Genomic DNA, 13,738 nt, shown 5'->3' on the forward strand with positions numbered 1-13,738 from the left:
CTTATACTAGAAACGAACCAGCGCGGAGCCCCAGGTGAATCCACCCCCGAAGGCTTCAAGCAATATCAACTGCCCAGCTTTAATACGCCCGTCGCGGACGGCTTCGTCCAGCGCGCACGGTACGGAGGCAGCAGAGGTATTACCATGTCTGTCGAGCGTCACGACAACATTATCCATCGACATACCCAGCTTTTTCGCCGTCGCGCTGATAATGCGCAGGTTAGCCTGATGCGGTACCAGCCAGTCCAGCGCAGAACGGTCGAGATTATTGGCTTCCAGCGTTTCATCAACGATGTGCGCAAGCTCGGTCACCGCGACTTTAAATACTTCGTTACCCGCCATCGTCAGATGAATCGGGTTTTCTGGGTTCACGCGATCGGCGTTAGGCAGCGTCAACAGTTCGCCATAGCGACCGTCAGCGTGCAGATGCGTGGAGAGAATGCCTGGCTCTTCTGATGCGCTCAGTACAACCGCGCCCGCCCCATCACCGAAAATGATGATCGTTCCGCGATCGGTTGGATCACAGGTGCGCGCCAGAACATCAGAACCAACGACCAGTGCATGCTTAACTGCGCCAGATTTAACATACTGGTCGGCAACGCTCAGGGCGTAAGTGAAACCAGCGCAAGCGGCTGCAACGTCAAACGCCGGACAGCCTTTGATCCCTAGCATACTTTGGATCTGGCACGCCGCGCTTGGAAATGCGTGAGTGGATGATGTGGTAGCAACCACAATCAGACCAATTTGCTCTTTGTCGATGCCCGCCATTTCAATCGCACGGTTTGCGGCGGCAAAGCCCATCGTCGCAACTGTTTCATTTGGCGCTGCAATATGGCGTTCACGGATACCTGTACGAGTGACGATCCACTCATCAGATGTCTCAACCATTTTTTCCAAATCGGCGTTAGTACGCACTTGTTCAGGCAGATAGCTGCCAGTACCAATAATCTTCGTATACATGTACGCTCAGTCACTTTTTGGTTATATACCGCCACGAGCAAATCGCTGATACGTTGGCTACATTCACAAACGCACCGTTATCTGTGTGCTCGTGAGGTTGCGCTTTCGCCACCGTCCAGCAGTTCGAATCCAGCTGGGTATACAGATTCCAGGCGAGCGGCAATTCGCTGAGGAACTTGTCGCTGCACCGCCTGCACTGCCTGTTCAATCGCGACTTCAAATGCTCGCTGATTGGCCGCACCATGACTCTTAATCACCGTGCCGCGCAATCCTAACAGACAGGCGCCATTATACTGGTCGGGGTTGAGGTGACTAAATCGCCTTGTCAGGCTTTTTTGTAACCATCGTTTTAATAACAGAAGCCACCACGACCGTTTTTTGCCCTCACCCTGAGATTTCAGCAGTGAAAGGAACATTCTGACAACACCTTCCATCGTCTTTAATGTGACATTACCTGTAAAGCCGTCACAGACCAACACATCGGTTTTGCCAGTCAGTAACTCATTGGCTTCAAGATAGCCGATATAATTAATGGAAGGGATTGTTTTTAGCACAGCTGAAGCATCTCGAATACTGTCGAGACCTTTCGTTTCTTCTTCGCCGATGTTGAGTAACGCTACGCGAGGATTGGCAATGCCAACAACCTCTTCTGCCAACACGGAACCCATGACGGCAAATTGCACCAACATCGTGCTATCACAATCTACGTTGGCGCCCAAATCCAGCACCACCGTTTTGCCCTTTTGCTGATGCGGTAAAACCGTCACCAACGCCGGACGCTCAATCCCCTCAAGGGGTTTGAGCAATAACTTCGCAAGTCCCATAAGTGCGCCCGTATTACCGGCGCTGACACAAGCTTGTGCCTGACCTTCTTTCACGAGCTCCAGGGCAACACGCATTGAGCTTCCACGACTGGCGCGAATAGCTTGCGAGGGCCGGGCATCACTGGCAATAACTGACTGAGCAGGGATAATCTGCAGACGCGAACGTTGTTCGAAGTCAGCTTTGGCAAGTAATGGCGTGATTGTATCGGGATCCCCGACTAAAAGAAGTGTGAGTTGCGAATTAGAATTCAGTGCCTGCAATGCTGCAGGCACTGTCACGGTAGGGCCAAAATCTCCCCCCATGACATCTAACGCCAGGGTTAGACGTGTCAAGGTATCGTCGCTGCCCGGTTAGGTGTTTCCCCAGTTACCCGGGGAAAGCCTCACTAAGCTTCATCACGCGTTCACTCTTTGTCTTTCTCACCAGGGGTGGAAAGCCATTGAGTCATGCGTGATTACTTAGCGATTACCTTACGGCCACGGTAGAAACCGTCGGCAGTGATGTGGTGACGCAGGTGTTGTTCACCAGAAGTTTTGTCTACAGACAGGCTGGTGACTGCGGTCAGAGCGTCATGAGAACGACGCATGCCACGTTTGGAACGGGTTGGTTTATTCTGTTGTACGGCCATGGACCTTACTCCTCAATTACTTACGCTTTAAGCTGGCTAATACGGCAAATGGGTTTGGTTTTTGCGCTTCATCAGGCAATTCGCCAAAGACCATGTCCGCCTCGGACACTTCACAGTGTTCAGAATCATGCACCGGAACTACCGGCAAGGAGAGGATAATCTCATCTTCAACCATTGCAAGCAGATCGATTTCACCGAATTCGTTAACCTCAATCGGCTCATACGCTTCCGGGAGTGCTTCAGCCTGCTCGTCAGAACGGACAGGACTAAAACAATATGTTGTGTGAACATGAAGTGGGAACGGTTTCCCGCAACGCTGACATTCGAGCGTAACCGATACCTTCGCATCACCGGTTATAACGGCGAGACGCTGGTTATCGATAGCGAACGACATGGAGCATTCCACATCACTGTCCACACTGACTACAGAATCGGCGACGCGCTCAACCAGATCAGAAGTATAGATACCTTCATAATCGAGGCGTTTTTGAGCCGTACGAACCGGATCAAGAGTCAGGGGTAATTTTACCTTTTGCATAGGGCGCGCATATTAACTTTGTAACGTCATATAGTCAAAGAAAAAGGCAGCCTGTGGTTGCCTTTTGCCAATAATTCGCACACATTGCGGGTCATCGACTTAAAATCGCTCAAGACAAGCCACTACAGCCAGCTTGTAGGTCGAAGTCCATAGTTTAAAATGGCTCTCATCAATACGCTATATGCGAGGGAAAAAATATGCCTCAACTTATTCTTGCTTCCACCTCTCCCTGGCGTCGCGCTTTACTCGAAAAACTGGCAATTCCGTTCGAATGCGCAGCACCAGAGGTTGATGAAACACCATTACCAGGCGAGGCGCCACGTCATCTGGTGTTGCGACTGGCGCAGCAAAAAGCGCAATCACTCGCCCACCGTTATCCCTCGCATCTGATTATTGGCTCCGATCAAATTTGTGTTCTTGATGGTGAAATAACCGGCAAACCATTAACAGAAGAAAATGCGCGCCAGCAATTACTCAAAGCCCGTGGCAATATTGTGACATTTTACACCGGACTGGCGCTGTATAATTCTGCGACCGGACATTTACAAACTGAAGTAGAACCTTTTGACGTCCATTTCCGTCATTTAAGCGAGGCGGAAATTGATGATTATCTGCGCAAAGAGCGTCCGCTCCATTGTGCAGGTAGTTTCAAAAGTGAAGGATTAGGTATTGCACTCTTTGAACGCCTGGAGGGTCGTGACCCAAATACCTTGGTAGGTTTGCCGCTGATCGCGTTGTGTCAAATGCTGCGGCGGGAAGAAATGAACCCGTTGAACGCCTGATTAATCTGCCTGATGTCGACGCGATGCGTCTTATCAGGCCTACGGTCCATCACACGATTGTAGGCCTGATAAGCAACGCGCATCAGGCTTTGCTGCGTAATACCTCGAGGCAGCGCTTCAACTGTTTATCCATTGGCGCTTCAATACGCATCACTTCCCCCGTACCTGGATGAGTAAACTTCAACGCTGCGGCATGCAGGAAAAGTCGGATCAACCCCGTATCCGCCAGTTGCTTATCGAACTCACGGTCACCGTAGCGATCGTCAAAAGCAATTGGATGACCGGCATACTGGGTATGCACACGGATCTGGTGCGTACGTCCGGTCACCGGGCTACAGCGCACAAGCGTGGCAAACGCATAGCGCTCTTCCACTTTAAAACGTGTTTCTGACGGTTTGCCTTCCTGATTCACCCGCACGATACGCTCGCCGCTTTGCAGAATGTTCTTTAACAGCGGCGCCTGCACGGTTTTGACATGCGACTGCCATTGGCCTCGAACCAGCGCGAGGTAATCTTTCTGCATGCCTTTTTCACGCAGTTGTTCATGCAATGAACGCAAGGCTGAGCGTTTTTTGGCAACCAGCAGCACACCGGAGGTATCCCGGTCGAGGCGATGCACCAGCTCAAGGAAACGCGCTTCCGGACGCAACGCACGTAATCCTTCAATGACGCCAAAGCTTAACCCGCTTCCGCCATGCACGGCCGTACCTGAAGGTTTGTTCAGCACCAGAATGTGGTCATCTTCATATAAAATGACATCGGTCAGCGCCGCAACCTTCTGCAGGTTTGGCGAAATGGCCTCTTCTTCACGTTCAGCGACACGCACAGGTGGAATACGCACAATATCCCCATCTTCGAGTTTGTACTCGGGTTTAATGCGTTTTTTATTCACCCGCACTTCGCCTTTACGCAAAATGCGATAAATCATACTTTTCGGCACGCCCTTAAGCTGGGTGCGCAAAAAGTTGTCGATGCGTTGCCCTGCTTCGTCGGCAGTAATGGCAACTGTTTTTACGGCTGGAGTCTCTGTTTTCATGGGGGCCGATTTTAAATAGCCATCAAGATTCGCGCCACACATTTTTCTATGCTTATATTAACTGCTATACCTTATTACTTAAGTTTGACATAGCCGATTTGGTGGTTATTAAAGCAATCACTACGCGGAAGTGAAAAAACTGTGAGTAACCGGGTGATAAATGGCAAAAGTCATCTTGCTATAACAAGGTTAGCAGTGGAATAATGCGGTTGTTTCCGTGTTGAATCTTGTTAAAACAAGAACTTTTCCGGAATGACCCAATTTTGCCCGACCGATCATCAACGCAGCAATGGCGTAAGACGTATTGATCTTTCAGGCAGTTAGCGGGCTGCGGGTTGCAGTCCTTACCGGTAAGTGCTCTATGGATTTCACATTGTAGGAAGGCGGCAAGTCTGGATACCCCCAGGTTCTTACTCCTGTAAGTGACCAGGGTGAGAAGATAAAGCCAACGCACCGACAGCGTGAAAGACGACAAGCACAATGGAAGCTTCTCTGGAGAGTAACACCCAGACTGTTCCCCTGATAATTGCGCTGTGTTTCCGTATGAAATACAGGCAACCGACACTCTGCGCCTCTTTGAGCTGACGATAACCGTGAGGTTGGCGACGCGAATAGACACGAGGCCATCGGTTCACACCCGGAAAGGCATTACTCTGCCCGCAGCTTAGTCGTCAATGTAAGAATAATGAGTAAGTTACGATGAAAAGAATGTTAATTAACGCGACTCAGCAGGAAGAGTTGCGTGTCGCCCTTGTAGATGGGCAACGTCTGTACGATCTGGATATCGAAAGTCCTGGACACGAACAGAAAAAAGCCAACATCTATAAAGGCAAAATTACCCGTATTGAACCGAGTCTGGAAGCTGCTTTTGTTGATTACGGCGCTGAACGTCACGGTTTCCTCCCGTTAAAAGAAATTGCCCGCGAATACTTTCCCGCTAACTACAACTCCCATGGTCGTCCCAACATTAAAGACGTGTTGCGTGAAGGTCAGGAAGTCATCGTTCAGATCGATAAAGAAGAACGCGGCAACAAAGGCGCTGCGCTGACTACCTTTATCAGCCTGGCGGGTAGTTATCTGGTTCTGATGCCGAACAACCCGCGCGCGGGCGGCATCTCCCGTCGCATTGAAGGCGACGACCGTACCGAATTAAAAGAAGCGCTGGCAAGCCTGGAACTGCCTGATGGCATGGGGCTTATCGTGCGTACCGCAGGGGTAGGCAAATCCGCCGAAGCGCTGCAGTGGGACCTGAGCTTCCGCCTGAAGCACTGGGAAGCAATTCAAAAAGCCGCTGACAGCCGCCCTGCTCCGTTCCTGATCCATCAGGAAAGCAACGTTATCGTGCGTGCCTTCCGCGACTATCTGCGCCAGGACATCGGCGAAATCCTCATCGACAACCCAAAAGTCATGGAGATGGCGCGTCAGCACATCGCCGCGCTGGGTCGTCCGGATTTCAGCAGCAAAATCAAACTGTACACCGGCGAAATCCCGCTGTTCAGCCACTATCAGATCGAGTCTCAGATTGAGTCCGCGTTCCAACGCGAAGTGCGTCTGCCGTCCGGCGGCTCAATCGTTATCGACAGCACTGAAGCACTGACCGCTATCGATATCAACTCCGCACGCGCAACCCGCGGCGGCGACATCGAAGAAACAGCGTTCAACACCAACCTTGAAGCAGCCGATGAAATTGCACGTCAGCTGCGTCTGCGCGACCTCGGCGGTCTGATTGTAATCGACTTCATTGATATGACGCCGGTTCGTCACCAGCGCGCGGTTGAAAACCGTCTGCGCGAGGCCGTACGCCAGGACAGAGCGCGTATTCAGATCAGCCATATTTCTCGCTTCGGTCTGCTGGAAATGTCCCGTCAGCGTCTGAGCCCGTCACTGGGTGAATCCAGCCATCACGTGTGCCCGCGCTGCTCCGGCACCGGTACCGTACGTGATAACGAATCACTGTCGCTGTCTATTCTGCGTCTGATCGAAGAAGAAGCACTGAAAGAAAATACGCAGGAAGTACACGCTATTGTTCCTGTGCCGATCGCTTCCTACCTGCTCAACGAAAAGCGTACCGCGGTAAATGCAATCGAGACGCGTCAGAATGGCGTGCGCTGTGTGATCGTGCCAAACGATCAGATGGAAACCCCGCACTATTCTGTGCTGCGCGTACGTAAAGGGGAAGAAACCCCGACCCTGAGCTATCTACTGCCGAAACTGCATGAAGAGGCAATGGCATTGCCGACGGAAGAAGAGTACGTCGAGCGTAAACAGCCTGAGCAACCGGCGCTGGCCACCTTCGCCATGCCAGACGTTCCGCCAGCCCCTGCTCTGCAGGAACCTGCCGCGAAAGCCGCCGCGCCTAAAGCTGCGGCAGCGACCGCAGCCGTTGCCGCACAGCCCGGTTTGATTAGCCGTTTCTTTGGCGCACTGAAGTCCATCTTCGGTGGTAGCGAAGAAGTGAAACCGGTTGAACAACCTGCGCCGAAAGCTGAAGAGAACACCGAACGCCAGCAGGATCGTCGTAAACCGCGTCAGAACAATCGTCGTGACCGTAACGATCGTCGTGATAACCGTGATAATCGCGGTGACCGTGACAACCGTAACGAACGTTCAGAAAACGGCGAAAACCGTGAAGATAACCGCCGTAACCGTCGTCAGTCACAGCAGCAAAATGCGGAAGCTCGCGATAACCGCCAGCAAACTACTGACGTTGCAGACAAAGCGAAATCTGGCGATGAGCAGCAAGCTCCGCGTCGCGAACGCAACCGCCGTCGTAACGATGACAAGCGTCAGGCACAGCAGGAAGTTAAAGAGCTGAACCAGGCTGAACAACCTGTGCAGGATGCCGAGCAGGAAGAGCGCGTACGTCAGCCTCAGACTCGCCGTAAACAGCGTCAGTTGACTCAGAAAGTGCGTTTCACTGAAAGCCCGGCGGTTGAAGCCGAAGTGGTAACTGCCGCAGTAGTCGCTGAAACCGCTGTCGCTCAGCCTACTGAACAGTCTGCGCCGGTACAGCGTACCGAACTGGCGAAAGTTGATCTTCCAGCCGTCGTTGCGACTGAGCAGGAAGACAACAGCGACGCGCGTGACTCCAATGGTATGCCGCGTCGTTCCCGTCGCTCCCCTCGCCATCTGCGCGTCAGTGGACAGCGTCGTCGTCGTTACCGTGACGAGCGTTATCCGGTTCAGTCACCAATGCCGTTAACGGTCGCCTGTGCATCTCCTGAATTAGCGTCCGGTAAAGTTTGGATCCGCTACCCTGTCGCACGTCCTCAGGATCAGCAGGTTGAAGAACAGCGCGAACAAGAAATGGTCCAGCAGCAAGCCGCACCTGTCGCCGTAGAGCCTCAGGTTGCTGCAGCTGCCGTGGAACACATTGTGGATGCCCCTGCGCCAGTTGAAGCCGTGCAGCCAGAGATTGTTGTAGCTGAGCCTCAGGCCGCCGTTGTTGAAACCACACAGGTTGAAACCACGCATCCGGAAGTTATTGCGACCCCGGTCGAGGAACAACCGCAAATTATCGCTGCATCTGATGCGCCCGTTGCAGAAGAAATCGCCGCTGAAGCCGAACCTGTGGCTGACGTTGTGACTGCGCCGGTTGTTGAAGAGCCTGCAGAGGTTGTTATTTCCCAGCCAGAAGTGGTTGAAGAGATTGCCGAAGTTGTGGAAACAGCGCCAGTTGCTGAAGAGATTGCTGCGCCGCAGGAAGTTGTTGCAGCGCCAATTGTAGAAGCGACTGTCGTTAAGCCTGAAGTTGTCGCAGCCAGTGTTGATGCTGAACACCTTCACAGCCATGCGACCGCACCGATGACCCGCGCCCCGGCACCGGAATATGTGCCAGAAGCGCCGCGTCATAGCGACTGGCAGCGTCCGGCATTCGCCTTTGAAGGCAAAGGTGCCGCAGGAGGACACAGTGCAACGCATCAAGCGACTGCGCCAGCAACACGTCCTCAGCCTGTCGAGTAAGCCATAATCAATATCAAAGCCGGCCTTCGGGTCGGCTTTTTTATATCTGATCTACGCCTTTCATCCCCGTCAGCTGCGGCATAACATCCTTCATTAAGTCCAGAAACTTGCGTAAGCGAATCGGATAGTAACGCGCCCACGGATAAACCAAATGTACAGGCAACGGCGCCGCATGCCACTCAGGTAGCAACGCAACCAGACGTCCGTTGGCAATATCCTCCGCCACCATCCAACTTGAAACAATAGTCACTCCCAACCCCGCCAGCGCGGCATTCCTTGCGACATAAATACTGTCGGTACTTAATCTGGGTGAAATATTCAACGTGACTGGCTCATTACGCAATTGGTGCAACAACGAAACGCTATGTTGATAAAACGTATTCACGGCAATCCAGGGCAGCGCTGATAACTGCTCAGGATGAGAAAGCTCGCCGAATTGTTCCAGCAGCCCAGGGCTCGCCACCATACTACGGGGAACTTCAGCCAGTAAAACGGCAACCGTGGCCGGATCCACCTCCGCACCAACCCTGATAGCGCAGTCAATATTATCGCTCAGAAAATCAACGGTTTTATCGTTGAGCATCCACTCTACTGCTACATGGGGATAGCGCGAAAGAAACTGCAAAAGCGGCTCAAGCAGTTGTTGTTGCCCGAACGCATGCGGTGCACGGACTCGCAACGTCCCCACCGGTTCATCTTCTGTGACATTAAGTCCATCTTCCAGCGCCAGCCAGGCATCAATAATCTTCTTGGCATGCTGGTAGCCTCTTTCGCCGTCGTCGGTCAATTTCATCGCATGCGTGGTACGCATGATCAGTTTCACACCCAGCAGAGTTTCCAGGGATTGCAACCGTCGGCTTACGGTCGCTTGCGTTGTCCCCATCTGTTTTGCCGCTGCCGAAAGCGATCCTGCTTCGACAATACGTACAAACGTACGCATCAGCTCCACCCTGTCTATACGCTCATTTTTTATCATTTTCAGTTTCATCATACGTCTGACGTATAACTGTTTTACCACTGCGCTCGCTACCACGCCACTCGCTGAAGGATAAAAATAGCCGCACATCCTGTGATTGAGGAATCATCTGTGAACACATTTACCGCACTTTCCCGTTGGGTCACTTTCGTTCTGGCAGTAGGTGCCGGATTCAGTGTCGCTGCTATCTACTATGCTCAACCCCTTCTGCCTTTAATGGGTCAGGATCTGAACTTAAGTATTACCGGCATGGGGTTGGTCCCGACGCTGACCCAGGCGGGATACGCGCTGGGTATTTTGTTTTTATTGCCATTGGGCGATCGTTATGACCGCAGGACATTAATCCTGCTGAAAAGTATCTCTCTTGCTGTGCTGCTTCTGGCATGCAGCTTTACCGGGCAGTTGCATTCACTGTTAATAGTGAGTCTGTTGATGGGCATGGCGGCAACCATGGCACAAGATATTGTGCCTGCGGCGGCAATACTGGCGCCCGAAGGCAAACAGGGAAAAACGGTGGGCACCGTAATGACGGGCCTTCTGCTGGGAATTTTACTCTCACGTACCGTCAGTGGACTGGTCGGTGAGGCGTTTGGCTGGCGTGAGATGTACCAACTTGCTGCCGTCAGTATTGCCGTAATTACCGCGATTATGTGGAAAGCACTGCCTCGTTTTACGGTCCATTCCACGTTGAGCTATCCATCATTAATGCTCTCGATGGTGCAACTTTGGCAACGATATTCCACCTTGCGCCGCGCAGCACTAGCACAAGGCTTTCTGTCCATTGCTTTTAGCGCCTTCTGGTCTACGCTGGCGGTGATGTTATCTGAGCATTACCACCTGGGTAGCGCTATAGCGGGTGCTTTTGGTATCGCGGGAGCAGCCGGAGCGCTTGCTGCACCGATGGCGGGCCATCTTGCCGATAAAGTGGGTGCAGCAAAAGTGACGCAATTGGGTGCTTTGCTGGTAACGGTATCTTTCGCACTGATGTTTTTGTTACCCGCCCTGCCCGTTCAGGGGCAGTGGCTGCTTATCGCCCTTTCGGCGGTAGGTTTTGATCTCGGATTGCAATCCAGCCTGGTTGCCCACCAAAACCTGGTCTATAGCCTGGAGCCTCAGGCACGAGGACGATTGAACGCTCTGCTGTTTACGATGGTGTTTATCGGTATGGCGCTGGGTTCCGTTCTTGGGAGTCAGGTCTATGCGCTTGCCAACTGGGAAGGAGTGGTGACGCTGGCAACATTCAGCAGTGCGATCGCGTTGGCCATAAGACTGACGGGGAACCCGTCGCTTAGTAAGGCGTCGGTTGCCTAAAAGAATGCCCGCTCCGGGGTGTTAAAGGAGCGGGCAGACAAACATACCCAGTTTCATGATATGTTCAAAATGGATCGTTACCGGTTAAGCTGGAACAGCGACATTCCCTGCATATCAGTAAACGTTTTATACGATGCCTGTAGTGCGGCTTGTTGCATCACGTAAGACGAAATCGCGGCGTTCCAGTCGACATCCACCAGATTACTCATCTGCTGAGTTTGCCCCAATGCACGATCGGCGCCCAGTGAATCCAGCGAGCTCAATTCGCTAAGCTGCGTGCCTAATTCTGCACGCACGGACAGCACATTATTCAGCGAGTTTTTAAGACCTCGGCTGGTTTTATCGATGGCTGCAGTGGCAGTAGCTTTTGCCGCATCATTGCCCTCAACCGGTGTCTTAAGCGCATCAATAGCAGTATCCAACATTTTGAACACATTCTTTTCCTGGGTACCGCCGCCTGGCTCCGGCACAGCGTTGCTGGTCAGACTGGCGAAGACTTTATCACCGGTATGACCAATCACCATGGTCCGGGAGGCATCAACCTGCTGGGTGACGTTTGTCGTACCGCCGCTGTAAGCGCCATCAGCCTGGGCAAACGGTGCAGATTCTGTTTTATATCCGCCAAAAATGTAGCGCCCATTACCGTCGGTGCTGTTCGCCAGGTTCATCAGTTGATCGCGGATCCCCTGCAGGTCGGTGGCCAACGATGCACGGTCATCATCACTTAACGTACCGTTTCCCGCACTAACGATTTTTTCCTGCGCGGTCTGGATCGCCGTCGTCACCTGATTCAGCACGTTCTCTTCCAGCGATACTTTTTGCGTCGCGAATGAACGCGCCAGCGTGTATTGGCTGTTCTGCGCCTGAGCCTGCGAAAGTACTACGGCCTGCGAGGCGGCAATCGGATCGTCAGATGGATTGATCACGCGTTTACCCGTCGACATCTGCTCGCCGAACTTCATCCATTCAGCCTGAGAGTTAGTGATGCCGCGCATATTCTGCTGGTACATCATCTGGGTGCTAATACGCATAGTCTCCCTCTCCCTTAGCGAATATTGATCAGTGCATCAAACAGCGCATTCGCAGTTTGCAGAACTTGCGCATTAGCCAGGTAATATTGTTGATAACGCTGCAAATTTCCGTACTCTTCATCGAGGTTAACCCCGGAAATAGACTGCTGCTGCTTATAAAGCTGCGTTACCACGTTGTTCTGAGTGGTGGCGCTGGTTTTCAGCGTCGCCGTTTTGTTCCCGACATCGCTCACCAGCGTAGCGTAGGCATCATTAAACGTTTTATCACCGACGGTAGACTTGGTTTGCAGATCCAGCAGCTTTTGACCGTTACGGTTATCGCTTTTGCCTTTATCAACATTCGGATCAAGGTCGTTTTTGGATACTTCTGCCATGGCGATTTTCGACTCATCGCTCACCGCCACTTTCATATTGATAATGGCGTCACCCACGGGTTTCACCGTAAAGCTGTCATTTGCCAGCGCACCATTTTTGACAGTGATTTCCAGCCCATCAAACGACATTTTTCCGCCAGTGACGGTCGGCTTAAAGCTGGTATTGTCAGCCAGACGGGTTACCTGCCAGTCAGTACCATCAAACGTAATTTTATAGTCTGTGGCTTGCACCGACGAACTATCCGTTATTTTAACATCAAGCGCACCGGTCCCTTTATTCGTCGTATTGCTAAGGACTGCCGGGCCACCAATATCGAAAAAGTTTTTGCCCGGGTCGCCGTTGGCATCAAAACCTTCTTTGTGCTGCGTGTTAAACGCATCAGCAAAAGCGAGGGCCAACTGACCAAGGGTATTACGCGTTTGGTCGAGTTCCTGCGAACGGAACGTCAACAGCCCGCCCAGCGAACCGGTCGTGATCAGCTTTTCCGGGATGGCAACTTCTCCGGCCACGCCGTCAACATAAGCGACAGTCGTGCGAGAGGGGTCGTCGCTGGAAGGGACTGCCGCCAGTTGGCGAGCGTTGCTGCCCTGCACCAGCGAATAGCCATTCGCCATGGTCACGTTGTAAGTCCCGCCGTCCTGCACGCTGACTTCCACGCCGACAATTTGGTTCAGTTCACTCACCAACTGGTCGCGCTGGTCGAGTAAATCGTTCGGCGATGCCCCCGCGCCGACGCCCGTCATGCGGGAAATCTGGTCGTTAAGGTTGGCAATCTGTTTCGAGTAATTGTTGATCTGGTCAACGCTGGCCTTAATCGCCGTGTTTACCTGCCTGTCCTGATCCCGCAGATATTGGTCGGTTGTTCTGAACTGGTTGACTAAACCTTCCGCTTTGCCGATCAGCGCCTGGCGCGCCGCCGGATCTTCAGCGTTACTGACCAGCGTCTGCAGGCTGGTAAAAAAACCCTGCATTGAGGTCGAAATAGAGCTGGTTTTGCTGGAGAGCAAATTATCGATTTTTGACATTTGCTCATAGCGCGTCGTCAGACCGCTGCTCTGGTTCTGCGCTGCTCTCAACTGGTTAGTGATAAAGGAGTCATATTCACGTTGTACACCAGAAACATAGACGCCATTGCCTACCCAGCCCCCCGCACCCAGCGTGCTGTTCGCTTGCGCCATAATTGTTGTTTGTCGGGTATATCCGGCAACGTTATAGCTGGAGATGTTATTACTGGCAGTATTCAACGCGGCCTGCGCTGCGCTGAGTCCACTCATCGCGTTATTAATCAAGCTGGACATGGAGGTTCCTTGTAA

At 52.5% G+C, this 13,738-nt stretch carries 11 protein-coding genes; 3 read left to right on the forward strand and 8 right to left on the reverse strand.

Annotated elements, in window-relative coordinates; genetic code table 11:
- Positions 1-6 precede the first annotated feature (6 nt).
- From fabH to yceD, 4 genes are all read right to left on the reverse strand, one after another.
- Positions 7-960 (reverse strand): beta-ketoacyl-ACP synthase III, encoded by a 954-nt coding sequence (gene fabH / locus OGX66_RS05470; protein ID WP_003832181.1) that lies wholly within the window; start codon positions 958-960, stop codon positions 7-9.
- 77 nt (positions 961-1,037) lie between these two features.
- Positions 1,038-2,117, reverse strand: a complete 1,080-nt coding sequence (plsX, locus tag OGX66_RS05475; protein WP_003846798.1) for a phosphate acyltransferase PlsX — start codon at positions 2,115-2,117, stop codon at positions 1,038-1,040.
- 122 nt (positions 2,118-2,239) lie between these two features.
- Positions 2,240-2,413: a 50S ribosomal protein L32 gene (rpmF, locus tag OGX66_RS05480; RefSeq protein ID WP_003036242.1), complete on the reverse strand. Its 174-nt coding sequence runs from the start codon at positions 2,411-2,413 to the stop codon at positions 2,240-2,242.
- A 16-nt stretch (positions 2,414-2,429) separates the two neighbouring features.
- Positions 2,430-2,951: a 23S rRNA accumulation protein YceD gene (yceD, locus tag OGX66_RS05485; protein ID WP_003036239.1), complete on the reverse strand. Its 522-nt coding sequence runs from the start codon at positions 2,949-2,951 to the stop codon at positions 2,430-2,432.
- Between the two features lie 197 nt (positions 2,952-3,148).
- Here yceD and OGX66_RS05490 point away from each other — a divergent pair, with 197 nt between their 5' ends.
- Entirely contained in the window at positions 3,149-3,733 is a 585-nt protein-coding gene (locus tag OGX66_RS05490) for a Maf family protein (RefSeq protein ID WP_003836743.1), read from the forward strand.
- A gap of 82 nt (positions 3,734-3,815) precedes the next feature.
- Here the strand turns inward: OGX66_RS05490 and rluC are convergent, their stop codons facing one another.
- Positions 3,816-4,769 (reverse strand): 23S rRNA pseudouridine(955/2504/2580) synthase RluC, encoded by a 954-nt coding sequence (gene rluC / locus OGX66_RS05495; protein ID WP_175420704.1) that lies wholly within the window; start codon positions 4,767-4,769, stop codon positions 3,816-3,818.
- A gap of 699 nt (positions 4,770-5,468) precedes the next feature.
- Between rluC and rne the strand changes: the two genes are divergently transcribed.
- On the forward strand, positions 5,469-8,732 hold the full coding sequence (gene rne / locus OGX66_RS05500; protein WP_103798227.1) for a ribonuclease E: 3,264 nt from the start codon (positions 5,469-5,471) through the stop codon (positions 8,730-8,732).
- Positions 8,733-8,772: 40 nt separating this feature from the next.
- Here the strand turns inward: rne and OGX66_RS05505 are convergent, their stop codons facing one another.
- Positions 8,773-9,798 carry a LysR family transcriptional regulator gene (locus OGX66_RS05505; protein ID WP_088902456.1) on the reverse strand — a complete coding sequence of 342 codons (1,026 nt, stop codon included), beginning with the start codon at positions 9,796-9,798 and terminating at the stop codon, positions 8,773-8,775.
- A gap of 21 nt (positions 9,799-9,819) precedes the next feature.
- On the opposite strand from OGX66_RS05505, the gene OGX66_RS05510 reads away from it, so the two are divergent.
- Positions 9,820-11,019 (forward strand): MFS transporter, encoded by a 1,200-nt coding sequence (locus OGX66_RS05510; protein ID WP_088902457.1) that lies wholly within the window; start codon positions 9,820-9,822, stop codon positions 11,017-11,019.
- Positions 11,020-11,096: 77 nt separating this feature from the next.
- On the opposite strand, the gene flgL is transcribed toward OGX66_RS05510, so the two are convergent.
- Together flgL and flgK are read right to left on the reverse strand one after the other, a co-directional pair.
- Positions 11,097-12,050, reverse strand: a complete 954-nt coding sequence (gene flgL / locus OGX66_RS05515; RefSeq protein ID WP_003836751.1) for a flagellar hook-associated protein FlgL — start codon at positions 12,048-12,050, stop codon at positions 11,097-11,099.
- A 14-nt stretch (positions 12,051-12,064) separates the two neighbouring features.
- Positions 12,065-13,723, reverse strand: coding sequence for a flagellar hook-associated protein FlgK (gene flgK / locus OGX66_RS05520; protein WP_136345695.1), 1,659 nt, complete (start codon positions 13,721-13,723; stop codon positions 12,065-12,067).
- Between the last annotated feature and the right edge of the window lie 15 nt (positions 13,724-13,738).

Origin of the sequence: Citrobacter sp. Cf072 (assembly GCF_030334485.1) — a bacterium.
GTDB lineage: Bacteria > Pseudomonadota > Gammaproteobacteria > Enterobacterales > Enterobacteriaceae > Citrobacter > Citrobacter freundii.

What these genes read in the sequence shown, in the direction of transcription:
- fabH (WP_003832181.1), bottom strand. Translation starts at nt 960, where the DNA reads ATGTATACGAAGATTATTGGTACTGGCAGCTATCTGCCTGAACAAGTG.
- rpmF (WP_003036242.1), bottom strand. Translation starts at nt 2,413, where the DNA reads ATGGCCGTACAACAGAATAAACCAACCCGTTCCAAACGTGGCATGCGT.
- yceD (WP_003036239.1), bottom strand. Translation starts at nt 2,951, where the DNA reads ATGCAAAAGGTAAAATTACCCCTGACTCTTGATCCGGTTCGTACGGCT.
- OGX66_RS05490 (WP_003836743.1), top strand. Translation starts at nt 3,149, where the DNA reads ATGCCTCAACTTATTCTTGCTTCCACCTCTCCCTGGCGTCGCGCTTTA.
- rluC (WP_175420704.1), bottom strand. Translation starts at nt 4,769, where the DNA reads ATGAAAACAGAGACTCCAGCCGTAAAAACAGTTGCCATTACTGCCGAC.
- rne (WP_103798227.1), top strand. Translation starts at nt 5,469, where the DNA reads ATGAAAAGAATGTTAATTAACGCGACTCAGCAGGAAGAGTTGCGTGTC.
- OGX66_RS05505 (WP_088902456.1), bottom strand. Translation starts at nt 9,798, where the DNA reads ATGTGCGGCTATTTTTATCCTTCAGCGAGTGGCGTGGTAGCGAGCGCA.
- flgL (WP_003836751.1), bottom strand. Translation starts at nt 12,050, where the DNA reads ATGCGTATTAGCACCCAGATGATGTACCAGCAGAATATGCGCGGCATC.
- flgK (WP_136345695.1), bottom strand. Translation starts at nt 13,723, where the DNA reads ATGTCCAGCTTGATTAATAACGCGATGAGTGGACTCAGCGCAGCGCAG.